The following is a 23911-nucleotide window of genomic DNA, read 5'->3' as shown; positions in this document are numbered from 1 at the left end:
GCTTTTCCTGGTTTATTTCTTCAGGCTGCATATGCTACACTCAAGCGACCAGTTTGTCTGAATCCTTCTTGATTGGCACTGGCCCCAGAACCTGCAGGGCGGCTAAACCGTGTTTTGCGCGGGCATTCTGGCATTTGTCATCACCAGGCTGCACTTCCCGGCAGGGAGACGGCCTTTGCTCATACATGCTGCACTTCACGACTTTACCCACTTCACCTAGCAGAGCCTGGCAATGCGGTTTGGATTGATTGGTGCCGCTCAAACAAGAATATACGGGTGTCAATGCCTGAACCATGGTATCGGCAATGCTATATACATCCGCCTCGGCGGAATAAAATGAAACCCGGTAACTGGCGCAGCAGGCGCCGCAATCAAGACAGGGCTCATTTTTGTTAGCAATTTGTCGGTCAGCAATTTGCCTTTCTATAAAAACAGTATGAATGTCGATTCGACTACCTCTAAGGATGCTGCGCCATGCAGGGATTTAAATTCTGGGTTTTCACTTGCCAACCGGCTTTAGTGACAAAAACAATCCTCCAGATATTAACACTGCGCCAAGTAACAGGGATAAAGTCAACGTTTCACCCAGTACGACAATGGCCAGTGATACCCCCACGATAGGCATCAGTGCAGTGAACATCGACGCTTTGGCACCCAGTTGCTTTACCGCCAGATTGAACAGCAGCACAGATACCACACTGACCAGCAGGCCCTGATAAACCGCCTGCACCGCAATTGCACCGGCATCAAGCTGGAACAGGCTGGTGCCGGCAAAATAAAAATACACAGGCACATATAACAAGCCACCTACCTGTACTACGCTGACCACGGCCAGGGGATTGGTATTCCAGCGCCGCATCAATACCGTGTAAAACGACCACATCAGCGCAGCCAGCATGAACAGCAGGTCACCACGCCAGGCCTCGGTATAAGCAGTTGATGGTGCTTGCAGGATACTGCCAGCCTTGACGATGATCACACCAAGCAGCAAAAGGCCAAGGCCCAGCATGGGGATGCCATCACGCTTGTCCAGCATCAGCTTCGCCAGCAGGGACGTGAACAAAGGCGTAAAAGCAGGGTAGATCAGCGAACTGTGAGAAGCCGGCGCCCAGTGCAGGCCACCAACCAGTACCATGTTGTACAAAGGCCCGGCCAGCAGCAACAAGACCAGTGCCCTGGGCCACCCAATGCCAGCAGCATTCTTGGCACCAGCCTTGAGAAAAAAGGGCAGCATGAGCAGGCCACTGACTGCAAAACGCAATACTGTCAGGTCAAAGATATCGAGCGAAGCTCGGTAGCCAAAGCTGGCAACCACAGGTTGTGCTCCCCAGATCAGTGCCACCAGCAAACCGTAAATTAAGCCGACTGAGCTCATTGCGCTCATCCTTTATTGACGGAAGTTTTCAAAGCACGGAGTAATCGTTATTACGCAAATCCGTCAACAGCATGTGACCGGGCGCATGAGTAATACACAGCTCCGGTTTTGCATGCATCAGCGCTGCTTGCGGCGTAACGCCACAAGCCCAGAACATCGGCAACTCACCTTCATTAATGCTCACCGCATCACCATAATCTGGCTGCGCAAGATCCCTGATGCCTATCAGCGCCGGGTCTCCTATATGCACAGGTGCACCATGCACGCCTGGGAAGCGCGAGGTGATCTGTATCGCCCGTATCGCATCTGCCGCCTTCATCGGGCGCATGGTGACCACCAGCGGGCCCTGAAAGGCACCGGCAGGCGAGGTTGGCACATTGGTGCGGTACATGGGCACATTGCGCCCCTGTTCTATGTGGCGTATGCCTATGCCATTTTCTATCAGCGAATGCTCAAAAGTAAAAGAGCAACCGAGCGCAAAGCTGACCAGGTCATCACGCCAGACATCGCGGATGTCATCAGGTTCAGCCGCAAGCTCGCCATGGCGGAACACACGGTAACGCGGTACATCGCTGCGGATATCAAGATCAGCCCCAAGGAAAGGCACGAACGGGTCACCCACCTCTGATACTGCAATCAAGGGGCAGGGCTTGGGATTCTTTTGACAAAAGCGATGAAAGTCGCTGGCATCTTTGGCTGGCAGTATCACCAGATTAACCTGTACATAACCCGGAGCCAGACCCGAAGTTTCTTTACGCCATAAACCCTGGCGTATGGCCAGGCGTAATTGTGCAGGGGACTGGGATATAAAGGATGGGGAAAACATGGGAGGCTCCATAGCATGGGAAGAGTGAGTACTTGTCAATGAATTATGAAAAATCAGCACGATTCAGCACAACTCAGAACAATCCAGGGCTGATAGAGCCAGTATAAAATGCAGCATTGATAGAAGATAATTGAAGTTATTGTTAATAGTTGATAAGATTTATCTATCATGCGACCTTCATTACAACAGCTGGAAACCTTTTACTGGATAGCCCGTCTGGGTGGTTTTCATGCGGCTGCCAAACACCTGCACCTGACCCAGCCGACGATCAGCGCCAGAATCCAGGAGCTTGAAGACATTCTGGGATTGAAGCTGTTTGAGCGCGGTGGTCACCGTGCCGTCATTACGCCAGTAGGGCGTGATGTACTGGTGCAGGCAGAAAAAATGCTGCGCCTGTCTGATGACCTCGAACAAATCAGCAAGCGGCGCAACCCCATGCGTGGCCTGTTGCGCCTGGGGGCGAATGAATCGACCGCCATGTCTGGCTTGATCGAATTGCTGGGGCGGCTAAAAGCCCAGTACCCCGATGTGCGCATAGAGCTCACCATCGATGTGGGGGCCAATCTCAGCCGCAAACTCAATGCCCGTGAACTTGACATCGCCATCCTCAGTGACCCTGTCTCGGCACCGCACGTCGTTGATGTAGCAATAGGCCATGTCGATCTGGCGTGGGTGGCATCTACCCAAACTGTCCTCAATGAGCAAGCCTTGCACCCGGCAGGCATGGCGTCATTACCTGTCGTCGCCATGCCTTCACCAACGACGATCTGCAATGTCGTCATGGAATGGTTCAGGCTGGCAGGCCATGAGCCAGAAAACCTCAGCATCTGCAATTCCATGGCAATGATGATCAAGCTCGTTGCCGCAGGCCACGCTATTGCCGTGCTGCCACGATCCGTGGTTGATGCAGAAATCAAGAGTGGAGTCATCCGCACCCTGACAGTCAAACCACCGCTCAATCCACTGATGTATTACGTTTCCTATTTACGGCAAGAGCAGGGGCTGGCAGATGGCAACCTCGTCACCATGGCCCGTGAAGTATTGCAGCAAAGCGGCTTATTGTTACCTCTGACGTTACCCTGACCTTAGCCCTGACATTGCCCCTGCCACGTTAAAACCATCAGCCCGCTGCGGCATCGATTGCGCACAGATGTGCGCAGAATCCACGAACGCTTCGTGCATTTGGTTCCTCAAAATTCCACATTCAATCCCTTAATTTGCGCTTCTGTCTCAATCTGCCAACTTGCAAATCAGGTATTGCCTATATTGCGCCATGTGCTTGCAATCAAGCGGCACCGGCGAGGTAATAAACCTGCTTTCGCACAGTTATTACCAGTTTGCAGATCTCTCCATGAGTGGGTCTGGGTTTCTTAATCCTGAATCAGAAAGCACAACGAACATGAAAAAAACTTCCCGCCTACTCCCTGCGAAATTACTGATGGCAACGCTGGCACTCGGTGCAATTCAGGCGCACGCAGCAACATCCATGTCAGACGCAGATATTCTGAACCTCCTCAAGCAGCGTGTTGATACAGACAAAAAAGCGGTGGGCCTGGTGGTCGGCATCGTCGATGAAAAAGGCAGCCGCGTGATCAGCTATGGTTACGCCAATCTTGCCGAACGCCGTCCTGTCGATGCCGATACCTTGTTTGAAATTGGTTCCATCACCAGCGCATTTACCGGTGTGGCCATGATGGATATGGCAGAGAAAAGTGAGGTCAGACTGAAAGAACCTATCGAGACTTATCTGCCAGACGGTGTCAGGATACCCTACTATGAAGACAGGAAAATCACGCTCTCTGACCTGTCCTCACATCGCTCCGGCTTGCCTGCCGTACCTGGCACCCCAGGCACAGGTAACGACAATCCCTATGCAGGTTTTACCACCAGTAAAGCCTATGAATTTCTGGCCAGCTACCAGATGAGATACGACGTCGGCAGCCGTTATCTCTATTCCAGTTTTGGTAATGGCCTGCTGGGTCAGGTATTAAGCCAGCGCGCAGGTACCGACTATGACACCCTGATCAAAAACCGCGTAACCACCCCACTGGGCATGACAGCTACCAGCGTTAGCCTCAATGCAGACTTGCAAAAGCGCATGGCAACAGGCTATAGCAGCAAGGCACAATTTGCCGTAGCACCCGCCTGGAACTTCAGCGCCTTCGAAGGTGCGGGCGGCTTGCACTCGTCTGCCAATGACATGCTCAAGTTCCTCGCTGCCAATATGGACCAAGCCAAGACACCCTTGAACGGCACTATACGCAAATTGCAAATGCCCTTTGAAATAGGCAACCGTCTCTTGCTGGTCTGGGGTGGCTATAACAATAAATTTGACAGCGCTATCCTGGGTCTTGAAGGCAAGACAGGCGGCTACAGCAGCTACATCGCCTTCGATAAAAAAGCAGGCAAAGGCGTCGTGATATTATCGAATGCCGATGTCAGCGTGGCTGATATCGGCAACAAGATTATCAATACAGATTTTCCGCTGGCGCAATAAACTGAAGGCTGCAGGCAGAACTGTCTGCAGCCTTCAGCGAAAAAAACGCATTAAAAAATGGAATGACATCGCTACAGCAAACATTGCAATTCAGTAGCCATATCAGGATGCGACCCTTGGTCGCCATCCTGGTAATGCACGTCCTGTTTTTCCTGGCATTATCACGCACTTACACTCCGCAGACAGACAAAACTGGCACTGGAACCGCAGTAACTTTCCTGACGCCTGTTACACCGCAAACGGATACATTGCCACCAAAAAATGAACATCAAAAAGTAGAGCATCAAGACGCGGCGCATCAAAAAGCAGATGATCAAAAACTGCCACCTGCGGCCAAAAAAGAATCTGTGCAAACACCAAGTACGCCTGTTAGTCTGGTACCAATCGAGAAATTGCCCACACCTACGCCAACAGCAAAATCATTTGCCGACATAACAGCTGGCACCGAAGCAGAGGTAACAGGTAAAGCAGCAGTTAATCTTGCCCAACTTCGCTCACAGGCAACATCAATAGCCAGGGAATCAGCACAAGTGGAGGGCAGTGAATCTGGCTATACAGGTATTCTCGGTGATTACTACGGTAGCTACAACGGCGCCGATGCAGGCACGTTTTATATCCACGTCGATCACGCGGGCAATATCTTCGGCTCTGCCGATTCAGGCACAGCACACAGCAGCTTCGCGATCACCGGTAAAGTATCAACAAATGGTGTCGTGCAAATGACAGGGAAGGGTCTTGCAGGCTCAGCGAGTTTCGATGGGAAAATCAATCTCAAGACAGGCGGCGTGTCAGGGCACTGGAATTTGACCGGTTTTGGCAGAGGACAGTTTGCTGGTCAGCGAGCTAAAGCTGTTGGTGGCAGGAGCAATTGATAAAGCAATCAGGATATTTAAGCGAAAAAACCCGCGAAAGCGGGTTTTTTGCTGAGCATGAAGTCGGATTATTTCCCCCACGAATCCTTCAATGTCGTCACCCGATTAAACACCGGTTTCCCAACAACTGAATCCACACGGTCCGCCACAAAATAACCATGGCGTTCAAACTGCAAACGCGTATCTGGCGTGATGGTTGCCAGGCGTGGTTCTACATAAGCACGTACCACTTCCAGTGCATCCGGGTTCAGCAAGGCCATGAAGTCTTTGCCGCCTGCATCGGGGTTGGCGTCTGTGAACAGACGGTCGTACAGGCGCACTTCGGCTTCCAGTGCGTCGGCGGCGTTAACCCAGTGCAGATTGCCTTTGACTTTGTAGTTGGCGCTACCTTCGGTGCCGGATTTGCTGTCGGCAAAGTAGTTGCAATGCACGGCGATGATAGTGCCGTTTTCATCCTTGTCGCAGCCTGTGCATTCGACGACATAGCCATAACGCAGGCGTACCTTGTTACCCGGGAAGAGGCGGAAGTAGCCTTTGACTGGCTCTTCCATGAAATCTTCCTGCTCTATCCACAGCTCTTTACCTATCGTGAATTCGCGGTTACCGAGTTCTGGGTGGTGCGGGTGGATAGGTGCGGTGCAGGCGATGTTTTCGCCTTCAGGGAAGTTGTCGATGATGAGCTTCAGAGGGCGCAGTACTGCGGTGGCGCGAGGTGCTTTTGGGTCGAGGTCTTCGCGCAGGCAACCTTCGAGCGTGCTGTAGTCTATCCAGCCATCAGAACGGGTCACGCCTATGCGTTCGCAGAACAGTTGCAGGGATTCTGGCGTGTAACCACGGCGGCGTATGCCGACGATGGTAGGCATGCGCGGGTCGTCCCAGCCGGTGACGATGTTTTGTTCTACCAGTTGGCGCAGCTTGCGTTTGCTGGTGACGACATAGGTCAGGTTCAGGCGGGCGAATTCATATTGTTGCGGTACTGGTTTTTTGAAGAAACCACCTTCGGCGGCGCGTTCTATGATCCAGTCATAGAAAGGGCGGTGGTCCTGAAATTCCAGTGTGCAAATCGAATGAGTAATGTTTTCTATCGCATCAGACAGGGGATGCGTGTAGTCATACATAGGGTAGATGCACCATTTGTCACCAGTACGATGATGATGGGCATGGCGTATGCGGTAGATGGCCGGGTCGCGCAAATTCATGTTCGGTGACGCCATGTCTATCTTGGCGCGCAGGATGTGGTCGCCATCCTTGAATTCACCTGCCTTCATGCGGCGCAGCAAGTCCAGGGACTCTGCCGGTGCGCGGTCACGGAAAGGCGAGTTCACGCCTGGTTTGGAGAAGTCACCGCGGTTGGCAGCCATGTCAGCAGCACTTTGGCTATCGACATAGGCCAGGCCAGCACCTATCAGGTATTCAGCGATTTCATACAGACGGTCAAAATAGTCACTCGCGTAATGCAGGTGTTCTTCACCATTATTGTTCCAGTCAAAGCCCAGCCATTTGACGCTGTCCATGATGGTGTCGACATATTCCTGGTCTTCTTTCTCAGGATTGGTATCATCAAAGCGCAGGTGGCAACGGCCAGCGTAATCACGTGCGAGGCCAAAGTTCAAGCAAATGGATTTGGCGTGACCGATGTGCAGGTAACCATTCGGTTCAGGTGGGAAGCGGGTGATGACCGTGGGCAGGCCATCTCGTGCGTATTTGCCAGCAGCCTGGTCATTGTCGATGATGGCGCGCAGGAAGTTGGAGACGGGTGCAGGTGTTGCATTATCGTTATTTTTTATATCTTTGCTCATAGCTAATCACTGTTGTGAACCTTGTAAGGCACTTTATAAATAGGGAGATGACAAGCATTTTACCGTAGCGCAGCATGGATGGCGCGAAGTTTGCTCGTGGTTTGCTTGCAGTTTGTTCCTGCATGGGCAGGAATGCCTGCCCGATTGATGGTATCAAAGCCAGTGTACCCTAAAATCTGGACTATCTGGCAATGCCAAATCTACATTTCGCTGGATTCTACGCGGTTCCGTCCACAATTCTTGGCATGATAAAGGGCATTATCAGCCCGCTTCATCATCTCGTTGATATTGTCTGGATGGTAATAGCTGGTGACCCCAAAGCTGGCGGTTTTTTTGCCGACCACTTCAAATTCATGATTGGCAATGGCGCAACGCAGTTTTTCTGCGGTGGCTATTGCTGCGTGGATCGTGGTTTCGCGGAAGATGACCAAAAATTCTTCGCCACCCCAGCGGCCCACGGCATCCATACTGCGCACATGGTCTTGCAGGATGCGGGCAATATTAATAAGGACCTGGTCGCCGGTCTGGTGACCATGGGTGTCATTGACTTGCTTGAACAGGTCAATATCAACAATCGCAAGTGAAAAACTGGTGCCATAGCGCTGGCTGCGCTGGTGTTCTTCATCCAGTATCTGTTCGAGCTTGAGGCGGTTATACAGGCCGGTGAGCCTGTCAGTGCTGGACAAGAGTTCGAGGTCATGGTTGCGCAATTCCAGTTCGCGGGTGCGGGCGACGACCAGGTTTTCCAGGTTGGCATTGACTTCCATCATGGATTTATGACTGCCTTCGAGCTTCTCCGCCATCTGGTTGAAGCCTGCTTCCAGTTCCTGCAATTCACCGCCAGAATTTGCGGTGATGCGGGTATCGAGCTCGCCTTTTTCCATACGGTGTACGCCATCAAGCAGGCGTGATAGTGGCCTTGTCAGGTCACGGCTCATGCGCATCGCGAGTATTGAGGCGCACACCGTACCCACCAGGCCTATCAATACGCTGAGGGCGACAAAGACATTCTTGGACTGGTGGCTGGCATGGGTGCTCAACTCCAGATAGACACGGCCCAGCAGCTTTTGCTTGCTAGCTTTGTCATTCGGGATGCGGTCAAACAGGTCGAAGGCATCGGCTTCAGATTTACCCTGGTAAATCGGAGCGGCAAAGATCAGTGACTCATGGTCGCCGCGCAAGATTTTGCCATTGTCGGCGGCTTTGGCATGTTCCGGCCCCAGCTTGCTGGGTTTGCCACTGACAGCCAGTACTTTATTGTCAGCATCGGTGATGACCACGGCTTTGGCGTCATCTTCTTTCATGACTGATTGTGTCAGTGCCTGCAAGACTTCACGGTTGCCGGAGAATGCGCCATATTCGCTGGCTGGAGCCAACTGACGGGTGATGACCGTGCCGCGCGCCTTGATGGCACCATCAATTTCAGTAATGCCGACGATGACAACCAGCAGTACCAGCAGGGCAGAAATGACCCAGACCGGGGCCAGCGCCAGGAACATGATACGGTGGGCGAGTGGCCAGTTTTTCATTGGACACGCTCCGGCAATGATTTGATTTTGCGTGTCAGGCTGACTTCATCTTCCATTTCCAGGCTCAGTGAGCGGCTGACCTGGGTATTGATATTGACACTGAAATGACGTGGATATTGTGGCAGCGGCAGGTAGCCATTATTCGGCAGCGTCGCGACGATCTCTGCTACCTGCTGGGCAATCTGGGTAGCGGAACTATAGACGCCAGCCAGTGCACCTGCCTTGACGTAGGCGGCAGAAAAACCGAATAGCGGCACTTTTTGCCGGTAACTGGTCAGTAATATGCTGGGTATATTATTGCGGTTGTAAATGGCAGCATCGGGCAGAGCCAGCAGGCTGTCGCTATTGTTCAGCAAGCGGCGCAGGGCGGGCAGCAATTCAGAATCATCGGTGACGGTTTCAACATTGATTTGCATCTCCATCTCTTTTGCGATGGCTGATAAGCCGACCAGCATCTCATTGCTGTCTTTGCTGAGTAATAATCCCACGCGGTTGCGGCCTGGCATGCTGCTGCGTATCAGGCCCAATTGCCGGTACCATGGCTGATCAAAATAAATTGCCGAGAAATGATGCGGGTCTTGATGGCGGCCATATTGCTTTGCTATTTTTTGAAAGGTATTACGTGGCACCAGCACGCTCAATACCGCCATGGCAGGCGGCTTTTGCGCCATGGCTGTCATGGCAGGTGTGCCAACTGCAATAAGCAGATGATTGTTGGCATTGCGCGGCACATCTTCTGCCTTGTAGGTGCTCAGGTTCAAGACCTTGATGGTATTTTTTGCGTTCCCCTGTCCCTGCGCCAACAGACTGCTTAACTGGCTGGAAAATTCAGTATAAGCAGAGCCTTCCTCGCTCAGCAGGATGGTGATGTTGTCCAGTGCCAGAACAGTTTGCCCATACAGCAAACTCAGGATCAGGCCCAACAAATTGACTACATACCGCAGATGCCTTGTTGACTGCCAATGCATGGTCACATGTCCAGTCTGAGATTCAGCCTCAGCGCCCGGCCTGGCAATTCATTGTCGTGCCGGTACTCAAAATACCGGGAATCGGTCAGGTTTTGGGCAATCAGTGAGCACTCGGCAGACTTGCCACCGAGCTTGAACTGGTAATTGAGCCTGGCATCCACGCGCTTGTTACCGTCGATGAAATAGCCTCGGTTTTCGCGTGGATTATAGTCGGTGGAATTGAATTTGGTTTGTGCCATCTGGTAAGCCACCAGGCTGCCACTCCACTGTTCATTGACTTTATGGCTGAGCATGATGTTGTGGTTGTATTTAGGTAGTGAATCGCTATACACGACGCCATTCACATTGTCACTTTTTACGCCACCACCAGAGAGGCCATAAATAAGCCGCGTTTTGTCTGTCAATTGCGCCTTCAATTGCAATTCATAACCACGCATGATGGCAGTGCCTGCATTCAGATTACCGCCCGCAGCAGAGCGCCTGTTCCTGACATCAATCAACTGGCTATAGTCATCATAGAACAGGCGAAAATCCACATCGAGGTTGCCGTATTTGCCGATATAGCCTATCTCGCTTGATTTGACTCTTTCAGTCTGCATTTCCGGCAAAGTCGGGTACAGATTTGCACTGCGCCAGTAATTGTCATAAGTTTTTTCATAGACAGAAGGCGAGCGCGTGGCGCGTGAATGGCTCAGGCGCAGGGTATGGCCGGGTTGTACATGCCAGTTGACTGCCACCCTGGGCGTAGTGTCTGTACCGGTGTAGGTATTGTTTTCTATCATGCCGCCGATATTGAAGACCAGGTCAGGGCGGGCGCGCCATTCAAGATTGCCAAAGAAGCGGCGCAAGTGATAAGGGAAATCGCCATACAGATATTGATTGTCACCTACCCCAAGATAATAAGGCGCATACGTCTGGTCATAGCGTATGCTGCCACCCCAGACCAGCCGGGCGTTCTTGAATGGTGAAAAGGTGTGCTGCACCTCCAGGTCATAGCGCCGCAAGATCGCATCGCCATCGCTGACACCGTCAGAATCCTTGAGGCGTGCATACACTCTTTCTACAGTGTGAAAGGCTTGCACAGACAATTCGCCACCACCTTCAAGGGCGCGACGCCAGTGCAGCATTTCAAAATGGTTTTCTGCCCGCCTGCTGATGGCGGAGACATTATTGTATTCACCGACTTCACGCGGACCACCGTTATAACCGAACTGGAATTCCAGGGTATCGTCAGAATTGACCTGGTAATCGGCGCGCAGGTTCAGGTTGTGTATGGTCTTGTTGTCATACTTGTTCAGGTTCCAGAAGGTGAAGGCAGAGGTTGGCCTCTTTATAGTGTCATCTTCGCCCTTGTCGTCCCTGATGCTGGCTGTCAGCCGGTAGCTTAATGCTCCAGTCTTGCCACCATAGCGCAAGATGCCTTCCTTGCGGCCATTGCCAAACGCCATGGACACAGTGGTACCCTGGGTCTCTGCCGGGTGGCGGGTGATGATATTGATAACGCCGGAATATGAATTCGCACCGTAGCTGGCAGAGTCTGGTCCGCGTATGACTTCTATGCGTTCTATATCGTCGAGAACGATGGGCAGGTCGCTCCAGTTGACGCCACCAAACAGGCTGGCATACACAGAGCGGCCATCGATCAGAACCTGCATGCGGTCTGAGGTCGTGGTGGTGACCATGCCATGATAGGCAACTGTGCTGTCTGCTGAGTAATAGGGATCGGCATGGTAAGCCACATACATGCCCGGCACCAGACGAAAAATCTCGGACAAGTCCCAGGCGCCGGAATCCTTGATCATCTGCCTGTCTATGATAGTGACCGCAACCGGTGCTTCATTGATGGGTTGTGACAGGCGGGATGCAGACAGCACCACAGGCATATCATCCAGAAAGATTGATTCTTCACCGCCACCGGCGATTGCCACTTGATGCAGCAAGGAAAAGAACAGGACAAGGCAGCCAGCACGTCTGTATGAGCGCTTGCCAGAATAGTTGCTATGGATGCGGAGTTTTTTTTCTGCTAACAAGTTATGCCCCAGAGCCAGAAAATGCATTGATTTAGAGTAACACAGCACAGGCTGGCGAATGTAGCTTAAATGCAAAGACGAGAGTCACAAGACCTCTTTACGTCACTGAATTTGTTGTTTTTAGGGCTCAGATTTTTGAACATGGGGCCTTATTTATAATTTGTATAATAGGCAAATTAGAACCTTATTTATTGACGGCATGATGAATTAGCTTGTGCGAATGCTCATTAAATTAAAGTTAAATTAATATAAATTGCATATTTGGAAACTTCGAGAAGGCAAAACTTCTGAACAGCTTGGGCAACAGGTAGAATAGCGGTATGACTACAGAATTAATTACCTCCCCTGAAGCGACCACCGAAGTTGTCGTCAGCAAGCCCTACGAGCCTGCCTTTGTTCACCTGCGCATACATTCCGAATATTCGATCGTGGATGGCCTGGTGCGTATTGATGATGTCATTAAGGCAGCAGTAAAAGACAAACAGCCAGCAATGGCTATTACTGATCTGGCGAACTTGTTCGCCATGGTGAAATTTTATAAATCCGCACGCGGCAAAGGTATGAAGCCTATCGCCGGTTGCGATGTCTGGGTCAGCAATGATGTCGATCGTGACAAGCCATCCCGGTTGCTGTTGCTGGTCAAGAACAAGCTTGGTTATTTGCAGTTGTGTGAATTGCTGGCGCAGGCCTGGCTGACGAACCAGCACAAAGGCCGGGCGGAAATCCGTTATGAATGGTTGCAGAGTATTTTTGAAGAAGGCAAGGGTGGTGGCCTGATCGCCATCTCTGGCGCGCATTTTGGTGATGTCGGTGTTGCCATTGATAATGGCAATCTTGAACTGGCAGAACAAAACGCCAGGCGCTGGGCCAGTATTTTCCCGAATCATTTTTATATAGAAATACAAAGAGCAGGCCAGGCAAACGTGGACAACCATGTGCGTACTGCCGTGGCGCTGGCTGGCAGACTCAAGTTGCCAGTGGTGGCGACCCATCCCGTGCAATTTATCAGCAAGGACGATTATACCGCCCATGAAGCGCGTGTCTGTATTGCCGAAGGCGATATGCTGGCCAATGGCCGTCGTGTACGCAGGTTCAATGAGCAGCAATGCTTCAAGACCCAGGCTGAGATGGCAGAGTTGTTTGCTGACTTGCCAGCAGCCTTGCGTAATTCAGTTGAAATCGCCAAGCGCTGTAACCTGGTACTGGAACTGGGTAAACCGAAGCTCCCAGATTTCCCTACGCCTGAGGGCATGACCATTAATGACTTTTTGGAGCATGAATCCAGGCGCGGTCTTGAGTTTCGCCTCAATCAAATTTTCCCGAATGAAGAAAAGCGCGAGAAAGAGCGCGCCCGTTATGAGGCACGATTGAAGTTTGAAACCGACACCATCATCAAGATGGGCTTCCCAGGTTACTTCCTCATCGTTGCTGACTTTATCCAGTGGGCAAAAAACAATGGCGTGCCGGTAGGGCCGGGCCGTGGTTCTGGTGCTGGTTCTCTGGTTGCATATTCTTTATTGATTACTGATCTTGATCCTTTGCAGTACAACCTGCTGTTCGAACGTTTTCTGAATCCAGAGAGGGTATCCATGCCCGACTTTGATATTGACTTTTGCCAGGAAGGCCGTGACCGCGTTATTCAATACGTGAAAGACCGTTATGGCAAAGAAGCGGTGTCGCAGATTGCCACCTTCGGTACTATGGCTGCCAAAGGGGCGATACGTGACGTTGGCCGGGTGCTGGATTTCGGCTATATGTTTTGCGATGGCGTCTCCAAACTGATTCCGTTCAAACCAGGCAAACAAGTCACGATCGCCGAGGCAATTGTTGAAGAGCCCTTGCTGGCTGAGCGCCAGGAAAACGAAGAAGAAGTCAAAACCCTGCTCGACCTCGCGCAACAGGTAGAAGGTATCACCCGTAATATCGGTATGCATGCCGGTGGTGTATTGATTGCACCAGGCAAGCTCACAGATTTTTGCCCGCTGTACACTCAGGGCGGCGATTCTGGCGTAGTCTCACAATATGATAAAGACGATGTCGAGGCCGTGGGCCTGGTCAAGTTCGACTTTTTGGGCTTGACCACATTGACCATCCTCGATAGAGCAGTGCGCTATATCAAGATGATGGACCCGGCCATGGCAGATTTTGATCTGGCCAAATTGCCGCTGGATGACAGGCCATCTTATGAATTGCTGACCAAGGCCAAGACCGTGGCCGTGTTCCAGCTGGAAAGCCGCGGCATGCAAGGCATGCTGAAAGATGCGCGTCCTGACCGTTTTGAAGACATTATCGCGCTGGTGGCTTTGTACCGCCCGGGTCCTATGGACCTGATCCCGGATTTCTGCAAACGTAAACACGGTGAACGTTTCGATTATCCTGACCCACGTACCGAAGGTATTTTGTCTGAAACCTACGGCATCATGGTGTATCAGGAACAGGTTATGCAAATGGCCCAGGTGGTCGGTGGTTACTCACTCGGCGGTGCGGATTTGTTGCGCCGTGCCATGGGTAAGAAAAAAGCAGAAGAAATGGCCGAACATCGCCAGATTTTCCGCGATGGTGCAGCCAAGGATGGCTTGCCGCAAGAAAAAGCCGACGAGATTTTCGATTTGATGGAAAAATTCGCGGGCTATGGTTTTAATAAATCCCATGCTGCTGCGTATGCCTTGCTGTCTTATCACACTGCTTATCTGAAGGCGCATCATGCTGCTGCCTTCATGGCAGCCAATATGTCGCTGGCCATGGATGATACTGACAAGGTCAAGATCCTGGTCGAAGATGCGATCGATATCTGCAAGCTCAAAATGCTGCCGCCAGATATCAATCAAAGTGAATACCGCTTCATGCCCGTTGCCGAAGCTGGTAAAAAATCCAGCCAGATACGCTATGGCATGGGTGCTGTCAAAGGTTCCGGCCAGAATGCGATAGAAAGCATTATCACGGCGAGGAAAGAAGGCGGACCATTTAAGGATTTGTTCGATTTCTGCAAACGTGTTGATAAACGCCAGGTTAATCGCCGCACGGTAGAGTCACTGATACGTGCCGGTGCCATGGATTGCCTGGGCAAAGACCGTGGCGTCTTGCTGGCCACCGTCGATTTTGCGCTGGAAGCAGCGATGCAGGCAGAAGCTGCAGCAAACCAGGTCAGCCTGTTTGGCGATGACGACGATTTGATTGCACCACCAGATTATCTGGATGTAGCAGTCTGGACAGACAAGAAACGCCTGACGGAAGAAAAACTGGCGCTGGGCTTTTACTTGTCCGGCCATCTGTTTGATTCGTATGCGCCAGAAGTACGCCAGTTCATCAAAACTACCCTGGCCAAGCTGGAACCTTCACGCGACTTGCGCCTGATTTGCGGCATCATCACTGGTGTGCGTACGCAGATGACACAGCGCGGCAAATTGCTCATCGTCAGCCTTGATGACGGCACTGCCGTGGTCGAGGTAACGGTGTATAGCGAGATCATGGAAGAATTCAAATCCCTGTTCAAGGAAGATGAATTCCTGGCTGTGCTGGGCAAAGTGTCGGAAGACAGGTTCTCTGGCGGCTTGCGTATCTCGGCTGAAAAAGTCATGGACATAGGCCGCGCCCGCGTACAGTTCTCGCAAGGTTTGCGCCTGACTTTGACATCGACAGCAGATACCAAAAAACTGCAAGAGCTGCTGAAGCCACATTTGAACGCCGATGGTTGCCCGGTATTGATACGCTATCAAAACGCCAATGCCAGTGCAGAAATGTATCTGTCCGACCAGTGGCGGGTGAACCCGGACGATGTCTTGCGGCAGAACCTGGGTGAATGGCTATCCATGAAAAACGTCAAAATTGAATACGCCTGATTCCATGGATACCAGTAGTGTCTTGCCAGCGGGTGGTGGCTCATCGCAAATGAAGCTGCAAGTGGAGAGGCAGACAGAGCCGCAAACCGGCTGGCGTCAGTCCTTGCCGCATCAGATATTGACAGGCTTGCCGCTGACCTTGTTTTTCCCTGTTGGTGTCATGTATGCCGGCGTGCTGCTGTTTTATATCAGTTTGCTGGTATCGGGTGGCTACCTGGAGAAGATGCACAGGATCAGGCAAAGTGCGATGTTGCTGCCGATACTTGGCCTGAGCCTGGTCAGTATCGTGCTGGCGGCGATGCAGGATATACCGCCAGAAATAAGCAAGGAATTTTGGCCCGGGCTTGTGCATTACCAGACGTATTTGTTTCTACTGCCTTTCCTGACCGTGGCTGCCGGCGTTTGGCAAAGGCGGGCGATGTATGTTTTCTTTGCTGGCGCAGTGCTGGCGGCAACCCTGTTTGTGGCAAATTTTTTCCATCTCTTGCCTGTCAATACTGTATTTCGCAGCTATGTGATTTATGAGGGAAATAAATCCATCTTGCTGGGCATATTGATGGCGATTGCTGCCACCTGGATGTTGCATGATTTGCGTAGTCACCGTAACCATCTGGTCTGGCGCGTGCTGGCAATCGTATATGTGGCAGCAGCCCTGGTCTTGCTGGCAAAAACCAGAACGGCCAGTCTGCTGTTTTTTATCCTGTGTGGTGTGCTGATCTTGCGCCAGATAGGCTGGTCATGGCGGGTAGTGGCTGTGCCTTTGATCTTGCTGGCAGCACTTGGCGGCGGCTGGAAATATGCATTGAGCCTGCCACCACCGGCGGCTTGTGAAGTGCGATTGGTGCAAGCCGGGCCATGGGAAATTTTTAAATTGCGCAGCCTGTGTACTGTGCATCAACTGCATGATTTTTCCCAGGGACGTAAAGTCAATGACGATGGCATGCGTCTGGAACTTTACAAGATTACCAGCGAGATCATTGCCGAGAAACCCCTGGCAGGTCATGGTATTGCTACCTGGATGTATCTTTACCAGAACAAAGCCAGGGGCCTCATCAGTTCTACCATGACGACGCCACACAATGATTATTTGTTGTACCTGACAGAAGTGGGTGTCATCGGTTTGTTGGCCCTGCTGGCGATCTGGGCGACCCAATACTGGGTGGCTTACCGAATGGCCGTACATGAAAACCCCAATACCAGGGAAATGGCTATGCCCTTGCTGATGCTGACTATCGCCATGATGCTGGGTGGCATGTTCAATGCGATCTTGCGTGATGCTGTGTTTGGCATGGCTTTCATGATCCTGCTGGCGATACCGCTGGCTGGCATGCGTAATAAAAACTAGTCGCGCCGCAGATAGATTATTTATGCGCAAGCCTGATTGATTAATTGATTGAGCGGCTTGTGCCAAGACAGGATATGAATTTCATACTATGAGTTTGATCAATAAAGAAACCATCGATGTGTTCCGCCGCTTGTGGCAGTCCATCGCGCCTTATCGCTCCCGCGTGTGGTGGGCCTTGCTGACCATGCTGGGCACGGCTTCGACGGAAGTCATGTTCCCCAAGGTGCTGGGCTACATTCTCGATCACGGTTTTAATGCCGATGCGAAAAAGCTTGCCCTGTGGATGGTGCCAACGGCCATTATTGCCATCTTTTTGTTTCGCGGCATTTGCACGTTTACTACCAGTTATCTGATGACCTGGATTTCGACCAGGTTATTGAATCAACTACGCGCCAAGGTGTTTGACCGCATCCTGAATGTGCCCATCAGCTTTTACCAGAGTGAATCAAGTGGCCGCATCATCAACACCATCATGTTTGAGGCGCAGCAAATCGTCGAGATGCTCAAGGTCTCGATGACCACGCTGTTCCGCGATTCATTGACGGTGATGGTCTTGCTGGCTGCCTTGTTGTGGCGTAACTGGCAGTTGACCATCATTGCTCTCATCATGATGCCGGTCATGGCTTTTCTGGTACGTGGTGTCAGCAAGCGCTTGCGCAAACTCAATCAAAGCCAGCTCGATGTCAGCAATGAACTGACCCAGGTCATAGAAGAAGCAACGCGTGCCAGCCAGGTCATACGTATTTTTGGTGGACAGAAATATGAGCAGGAAAGATTCGAAGCCAAGAATGAAAAATTGCGTGGCTATGCCATGCGTACCACCATTGCCGTGGCATCAACGACGCCATTGACACAACTGGCGGCGGCGATTGCAGTGGCGGTGGTTATCATGTTCGCCGTGTCGCAGGCAGCGCAAGATTCGACTACGGCAGGCCGCTTCATAGAATTTGTCAGTCTCATGATGCTGTTGCTGACACCTTTGAAACGGCTGGCAGACTTGAACGGCCCCATGCAGCGCGGTATGGCTGCGGCAGAGTCGGTATTTGCTCTCATCGATACCTTGCCAGAAAACGATAGTGGCAAAGCCCTGCCAGCCCGCGCGCAAGGCAAGCTGGAATTTGTACACACCAGTTTCTCTTATCCTGGTCAGGAGCAGGAAGCTCTGAAAGATATCAACCTCAGCATTGCACCGGGCGAGAACATCGCCCTGGTCGGCATGTCTGGCGGCGGCAAGACTTCGCTGGTGAATCTGGTGCCACGCTTTTACACGCCGGATTCTGGCGATATCCTGCTCGATGGTATTTCATTGCATGACATTTCCTTGACTAGCCTGCGCGAACAAATTGCCATGGTCAGCCAGAATGTCGTTTTGTTTGATGACACCCTGGTGTCGAATATTGCTTATGGCGATGCCAACCCAGACCCAGCACGCGTAGCAGCGGCAGTGCAGGCCGCACACCTGACCGATGTCGTGCGCGATTTGCCCGACGGCTTGAATACGGTAATAGGCGATAACGGCATGCGCCTGTCCGGTGGTCAGCGACAGCGGCTGGCGATTGCCCGCGCCATTTATAAGAATGCACCTATCCTCATTCTGGATGAAGCTACCTCTGCACTCGACAGCGAGTCTGAACGTGCTGTACAGGCCGCACTGGACGAACTGATGCTGGGCCGTACCACGCTGGTCATCGCCCATCGCCTGTCAACGATTGAACGCGCCAGCCGCATTGCGGTACTGGTCGATGGCAAAATCATCGAGATGGGTACCCACGCAGAATTGCTGGATAATGGTGGCACTTATGCCAACCTGCATCGCCTGCAGTTTGCTGCTTGATTGATAAAGGAGAAACCATGACTACCGCGATTTCCCGTTTCCCTGTTCCAGAAATAAAAGACTTGCCTGACGACATACGCGAGAAAGTATTGGCCGTGCAGGAAAAAGCTGGTTTCGTACCAAACGTATTCCTGACCCTGGCGCACAGGCCAGATGAATTCCGCGCCTTCTTTGCCTATCACGATGCCCTGATGCTAAAAACCACCGGCAACCTGAACAAGGCAGAGCGTGAAATGATAGTCACCGCCACCAGTGCGAAAAACAATTGCCTGTATTGCGTGGTCGCTCATGGTGCCATCCTGCGCATCTATGCCAAGAATACTCTCGTGGCTGACCAAGTCGCTGTCAATCATTTGAAGGCAGACATCACCCCACGTCAAAGTGTCATGCTGGATTTTGCGATCAAGGTTTGCCTGGATTCGCAAAGCGTCAATGATGCTGACTACGCCTTGTTGCACAGCCATGGTTTTGATGATGAAGATATCTGGGACATCGCTGCTATTACCGCATTCTTTGGTTTGTCGAACCGCATGGCAAATGTGATTTCCATGCGCCCGAATGATGAGTTCTTCCTCATGGGGCGCACGCCAAGATGAGTGTCGTTGTGCAAAGTGCTGTAAGCCGTATTCTTGTCATTGCACCCAACTGGATAGGCGATGCCGTCATGGCTCAGCCTTTGCTGCAATTGCTGAAGCGCGACCACCCGCAAGCTGCGATCGATGTGCTGGCACCCGCCTGGGTAGCACCGGTTTTGCGCGCCATGGTGGAAGTGGATACCGTACTGGAAACACCTTTCAAACATGGCTCACTGCAATTGCGTGAGCGTTGGCGTTATGCAAAAATCTTGCGTCAGCGTGGCTATGCAGCCGCCTATGTGTTGCCGAATACCCTCAAATTTGCACTGCTGCCCTGGATGGCAGGCATCAAAAAGCGGGTAGGCTACAAGGGGGAAAGCCGCTACGGCCTTATCAATGTCATGCATCATGACAGCAAGCCCGTACCACGCGCCATGGTGGCATTTTATGCAGCGCTGGCTAGTAAGCCAGTAACTGAGCTTGCACAGAGTTTCCCCAAACCGCGCTTGCAAATTACACCTGTGCAGATAGATACAGTCTTGCAGGAGATGGGTTTGTCAGCAAAACAGCCTTTGATCTGTTTTGCTCCGGGTGCCGAATTTGGTAATGCCAAGCGCTGGCCTGTCAGCCATTTTGCAGAACTGGCGAAGACCATTCTGCAAGCACATTCTGATGCGCAAATTGTCTTGCTGGGTTCACCCAAGGATGTTGAAGTTTGCCAGCAGATACAGGCAGCTAGTCCTGCAATTCATCAGTTCGCTGGCAAGACCAGGCTTGATCAGGCACTGGCACTGATAGCAGCAAGCGATGCCATGGTGTCAAATGATTCTGGCTTGTTGCACATTGCCTCTGCATTCAACAGACCTGTCATTGCTATCTATGGTCCAACCGATCCTGATCATGCACCGCCATTTTCTGATATCGCGCACTCGTTGTCGCTACGTCTTGCTTGTGCCCCTTGCAAGCAAAGAGAATGTCCTCTTGGCCATCACGACTGCATGAACAAACTCGATAGCCAGATGGTGTGGCAGCCCTTGCAGCCTATCCTTGCAGCATCAGCCGTGGCCTGATTCATTTCCTCGGTATATTGACCGCAGGCAGTGAGCCATCTTGCTGCCCTTTCCTGATGGCTTTATTGATTCGCTCAATGATGCCCTTGTCCTCGGATGCCAGGATCGCAAAGTGGATGTAATCCACAAACAGATAATGGTCCAACACTTTGAATGTTACGCCAGGTGGCATAGGCGTGTCTGGTGCAATGTCTGGCATGCTCTTGTTCAGCATGGCTTCAACCTTGCGCGGGTCGGGATCATGGTGGCTGAACAGCATGACGTCAGTGCGCTTGCTGAGTAGTTTTTTCAGACGCGAGGGCAGGGAATACACATCATCTTCTATTACCAGCAATTCAGCTTTTGCCTTGTCAAATTCATCGCCATAGGTGGAGCCACGTATCATGCTGACGGTCTTGCCCTGCAAGTCAGCAATTTTGGAGAACGGAAAAGTCTGGTCACTTCTGACCACCAGCCAGATAAAAGTGCCAAAAGCCGGGATAGAAAAATGCAGGGTTTGCGCCCGCTCCTTCGTCTTGGACAAACCAAAAGCCAGGCCTTCACCTTCATTCAGGTTTTGCAGCAAACGGGCCCAGGGATAACGCCGATACTCAAACTGCAACTGCAATTCTTTTTCAACATAGGCTACACATTGCTGAAAGACAGGATTAAACGGGATTTGCGGTGTGTTGGTGGCATTTGACTCTACAATCAAAAAGACTTGCTTGCGCAATTGCGCTGCCCAGACAGAAGTTGAAAACAGCAAGGGAAGAGCGCTTAATAGATATCTTCTGAGTTGATGTGATTTTTTTAATATCATCGTTGTGATTTCCCCGCAATTTAACTGTGCATAGTGATCAACAATCGCTATATCAAAAAATATTCTACTCCTTATGATCTTTGAATAAGTTCGAGATACTGTTAATTAAACTTACTTCCATCGCCTGAAGCTGATGCAAACACCGTGTGGCGTACAAAAAATCTGAGGTATGTTTGGCCATGAAGGGCTCCGGGGGCAAGAGCCTTCATGCAGGTAAGAGAACTTGAGTGATGATTTTGGTGCTAACTAAACAAGATACTCACTCTATTTTTGTCGGTTGCGCAGACCTTTTCTTAATGATTTCTATCCTGGCTTTCAGGCTACGCAATTCTTTCAGCGATTTGGCCGCTTTGGGAGACAGGTTTTCCGAGTCTTTCACGATATCCAGTAACACATCAGTGATCTGACCTAATTGAGTGCCGTATGATGCAAGCTGAAATGCCTGCGCTTCTATTCCTGCATCCCCAGAAACAGGAGGAATCATATTGTAGAACCATGTTGTATTCGGCTCTATGCTTTGCGCAACACTGCCACTCCAGGGAAAATGAACCTGTGGTGACCAAACCCATAACCATGGATACATGATAGCTCCTTGTTTGATGAAAAATTTCAATAAACAGTCACTGGCTGCATAAGGTAAGAATGTCGCTTATTACCAGCACACTCCACTAACATAACTTAGATCTTGGAAGAAGTGAATAAATTGCTATTAATTTCATCGATTGAGCTTAGGTAAGGGGCGTTTTGCCAACATAGATTCCAGCCACTGAATTTGTTGCAGATAGCTGATTTTGTCTCCAGCTATTCCTTTCATTCTTTCATTTGCACATGTAGTTTCAAACAAAAGACACAGTTTATTCTCTTGCCCACCATAACTGTTTTCGCCAAGCATGGCCTTGCGAAGAGCTTCCATAAAGTCTGCCGCCTGAAGCTCAGATGAGTAATACGCCACAAAATAATACGCCATGCCGCAATCATACGGCTCTTTGAAGTCGATTGATTTTTGTTCGACTTTTTCGCGCATGGTGCGGCTATCAGCAAATTTTGCACAATCGCTGGCCGATTTGAGTATTCTTTGTTTTGCCGTAACTTCGTCAATCAAACCAGAATTGTGCAATACGATTATTTTAAAAAAATCCGCTTGTCCTTCCACGATATAACGGGCCAGTGGCAATTTATACAGCCCGTCTCTCTGGAGTTTGTGCGCAAGTTCATGTGCAAAAGTAGATGCGATCAATTCATCCATGGTCAATAATTGCGCGGGCGTTGGATTGTCATAGCTCATTCGGATAATATTGAGCGAATCCCCGCCATAGCCCGAATAATTTCCCTGATTGCGTACGACAGCCGTTACCACACCTATATTATTTTGGGGATAGACTTTTAGTACATCCTGATAGAACTTCAGTATTTTTTCAAAGGCTGTTTGCAGTCTGGCCAAAGTCGGTGCAGGAATAGACTGGTCAAAATAACTGCTTCCTTGCACGACTGGAGTTTCTTCATTTGTGAAAAAAATTGCTTTTCCTCGCGCATCTTCCGAGCCCAGTCTCATGCTGCCCGAGTGCCATTTATCGCCCCATAAAATATGCCGGGCATTCACTTCAAAAACAACGTCCTTGCATTCACGGGCCGGGAAAAAAAAGGGGAGATAGATGTAGATACCTCCTCCCATACGTGCTGCCTTTAGATATTGCGCACCATCAGGTGCCTCCGAGTTCAAGGCTTTCAAGTAGGACGTATCAGACAGTTTGCGAATGCCCAGGGCTGGATTGAATACTTGTCCATTCCTACCCGTGCAGACAGGTTCGACTCCGTCAGTGCTCAGGTCGAATTGTACGTTTTCTTCTTTTGCCTCCGATATACTGACTACTTGCGATGCATGGGCAAGCATAGGGAGTAGGGCCAGACACAGTGCAAATAGCCCAGGAACACAAGCACTGCATTGGGTAAGAAACAATTTGGAGAGCGAAATCATATTCACACAAGTTAAGGTTTATTCTTTTGTCTTTTATAGACTCGTAATTCATTGCTGATTGGAGTTTAGTCTGTCAATGGTCGTTTGGCCCATTCTGGCGCTTCGCACGGGTCGGGTTTGTTGCCGTTGAGGTCGACTAAAACCTGCACAGTCTGATCATCGCGCTGCCAGTGCAATTTTCCATTGGCAGTAAATACCAAGCGATTATTTTGGTCGCGGCCTGACCATTCTGCACCTGCGACCTCATTACTGGACGACTTTCGTTCTGCACCACCGTTGTAAACCTCCAGTCCGTGCGGAATATGGTCGGGGTGAGCTTGGCCCATAGAACACGAAGATAGAGAGATTATGCGGTTCGCTATAAAATAGCCTCCGCCACCCCAAGTGCCACCCTCGGGCCATAGCCCTAGCGCATGTAACCAGGGCAGGCGACTGACCGCCGTCCAGGATGAAATTAAATTACCTCCGGCAAAGCCGGAGGTTTATTGCTGGGGCGCCTCAAAGGCGCTGGTAACCCTTGAGCCGCCTAAAGGCGGCTACAGTCCCAATTTCATTTGGTCGTAACGCTCATCTTCCTG

19 protein-coding genes are annotated in these 23911 nt (G+C 51.0%); 8 read left to right on the top strand and 11 right to left on the bottom strand.

The features are described 5' to 3' along the window. Positions 1-40 precede the first annotated feature (40 nt). The 3 genes from ACO0LI_RS29080 to ACO0LI_RS29070 all read right to left on the bottom strand — a co-directional run bounded on the left by ACO0LI_RS29080 (position 41) and on the right by ACO0LI_RS29070 (position 2201). On the bottom strand, positions 41-400 hold the full coding sequence (locus ACO0LI_RS29080) for a YkgJ family cysteine cluster protein (RefSeq protein WP_423037257.1): 360 nt from the start codon (positions 398-400) through the stop codon (positions 41-43). Between the two features lie 99 nt (positions 401-499). Continuing rightward, positions 500-1375, bottom strand: a complete 876-nt coding sequence (locus ACO0LI_RS29075) for a DMT family transporter (RefSeq protein ID WP_423037237.1) — start codon at positions 1373-1375, stop codon at positions 500-502. Between the two features lie 28 nt (positions 1376-1403). Further along, the gene (locus ACO0LI_RS29070) at positions 1404-2201 is read right to left on the bottom strand and encodes a putative hydro-lyase (protein WP_423037235.1); all 798 of its coding nucleotides are present in this window, start codon (positions 2199-2201) and stop codon (positions 1404-1406) included. A gap of 168 nt (positions 2202-2369) precedes the next feature. On the opposite strand from ACO0LI_RS29070, the gene ACO0LI_RS29065 reads away from it, so the two are divergent. The 3 genes from ACO0LI_RS29065 (at position 2370) to ACO0LI_RS29055 (ending at position 5570) form a co-directional block, all read left to right on the top strand. Then, a complete protein-coding gene (locus ACO0LI_RS29065; RefSeq protein ID WP_423037233.1) occupies positions 2370-3284 on the top strand; it encodes a LysR family transcriptional regulator in 915 nt (304 codons plus the stop codon). A 316-nt stretch (positions 3285-3600) separates the two neighbouring features. Then, positions 3601-4698, top strand: a complete 1098-nt coding sequence (locus tag ACO0LI_RS29060) for a serine hydrolase domain-containing protein (RefSeq protein WP_423037231.1) — start codon at positions 3601-3603, stop codon at positions 4696-4698. Positions 4699-4805: 107 nt separating this feature from the next. Next, positions 4806-5570: a hypothetical protein gene (locus ACO0LI_RS29055; RefSeq protein ID WP_423037229.1), complete on the top strand. Its 765-nt coding sequence runs from the start codon at positions 4806-4808 to the stop codon at positions 5568-5570. A 68-nt stretch (positions 5571-5638) separates the two neighbouring features. On the opposite strand, the gene ACO0LI_RS29050 is transcribed toward ACO0LI_RS29055, so the two are convergent. From ACO0LI_RS29050 to ACO0LI_RS29035, 4 genes are all read right to left on the bottom strand, one after another. After that, entirely contained in the window at positions 5639-7369 is a 1731-nt protein-coding gene (locus tag ACO0LI_RS29050) for a glutamine--tRNA ligase/YqeY domain fusion protein (protein ID WP_423037227.1), read from the bottom strand. A 200-nt stretch (positions 7370-7569) separates the two neighbouring features. Next, a complete protein-coding gene (locus tag ACO0LI_RS29045; protein ID WP_423037225.1) occupies positions 7570-8898 on the bottom strand; it encodes a diguanylate cyclase in 1329 nt (442 codons plus the stop codon). Then, on the bottom strand, positions 8895-9866 hold the full coding sequence (locus ACO0LI_RS29040; protein ID WP_423037223.1) for an ABC transporter substrate-binding protein: 972 nt from the start codon (positions 9864-9866) through the stop codon (positions 8895-8897). The genes ACO0LI_RS29045 and ACO0LI_RS29040 overlap by 4 nt, the downstream gene beginning before the upstream one ends. A gap of 2 nt (positions 9867-9868) precedes the next feature. Next, complete coding sequence (locus ACO0LI_RS29035) at positions 9869-11896, bottom strand: TonB-dependent receptor plug domain-containing protein (protein ID WP_423037221.1); 2028 nt, start codon at positions 11894-11896, stop codon at positions 9869-9871. A gap of 320 nt (positions 11897-12216) precedes the next feature. On the opposite strand from ACO0LI_RS29035, the gene dnaE reads away from it, so the two are divergent. From dnaE to waaF, 5 genes are all read left to right on the top strand, one after another. Then, on the top strand, positions 12217-15735 hold the full coding sequence (dnaE, locus tag ACO0LI_RS29030) for a DNA polymerase III subunit alpha (RefSeq protein WP_423037219.1): 3519 nt from the start codon (positions 12217-12219) through the stop codon (positions 15733-15735). Positions 15736-15739: 4 nt separating this feature from the next. Further along, the gene (locus tag ACO0LI_RS29025) at positions 15740-17080 is read left to right on the top strand and encodes an O-antigen ligase family protein (protein ID WP_423037217.1); all 1341 of its coding nucleotides are present in this window, start codon (positions 15740-15742) and stop codon (positions 17078-17080) included. A gap of 88 nt (positions 17081-17168) precedes the next feature. After that, positions 17169-18914, top strand: coding sequence for a lipid A export permease/ATP-binding protein MsbA (gene msbA, locus ACO0LI_RS29020; protein ID WP_423037215.1), 1746 nt, complete (start codon positions 17169-17171; stop codon positions 18912-18914). A gap of 17 nt (positions 18915-18931) precedes the next feature. Beyond that, complete coding sequence (locus ACO0LI_RS29015; RefSeq protein ID WP_422950636.1) at positions 18932-19510, top strand: peroxidase-related enzyme; 579 nt, start codon at positions 18932-18934, stop codon at positions 19508-19510. Continuing rightward, positions 19507-20559, top strand: a complete 1053-nt coding sequence (gene waaF, locus ACO0LI_RS29010; RefSeq protein WP_423037213.1) for a lipopolysaccharide heptosyltransferase II — start codon at positions 19507-19509, stop codon at positions 20557-20559. Before ACO0LI_RS29015 ends, waaF begins: the two co-directional genes overlap by 4 nt. Before the next feature lies 1 nt (position 20560). Here the strand turns inward: waaF and ACO0LI_RS29005 are convergent, their stop codons facing one another. From ACO0LI_RS29005 to ACO0LI_RS28990, 4 genes are all read right to left on the bottom strand, one after another. After that, positions 20561-21304, bottom strand: a complete 744-nt coding sequence (locus ACO0LI_RS29005) for a substrate-binding periplasmic protein (RefSeq protein WP_423037211.1) — start codon at positions 21302-21304, stop codon at positions 20561-20563. 313 nt (positions 21305-21617) lie between these two features. Then, positions 21618-21941, bottom strand: coding sequence for a hypothetical protein (locus ACO0LI_RS29000; RefSeq protein WP_423037209.1), 324 nt, complete (start codon positions 21939-21941; stop codon positions 21618-21620). Between the two features lie 132 nt (positions 21942-22073). After that, a complete protein-coding gene (locus ACO0LI_RS28995) occupies positions 22074-23333 on the bottom strand; it encodes a hypothetical protein (protein WP_423037207.1) in 1260 nt (419 codons plus the stop codon). Positions 23334-23398: 65 nt separating this feature from the next. After that, positions 23399-23659 (bottom strand): hypothetical protein, encoded by a 261-nt coding sequence (locus ACO0LI_RS28990; RefSeq protein ID WP_423037205.1) that lies wholly within the window; start codon positions 23657-23659, stop codon positions 23399-23401. Positions 23660-23911: the final 252 nt, after the last annotated feature.

Source organism: Undibacterium sp. Tian12W, assembly GCF_049339405.1.
Lineage (GTDB): Bacteria > Pseudomonadota > Gammaproteobacteria > Burkholderiales > Burkholderiaceae_D > Undibacterium.
The sequence above is the reverse complement of the archived record's forward strand: the minus strand, read 5'-3'. Positions and strand labels throughout refer to the sequence as shown.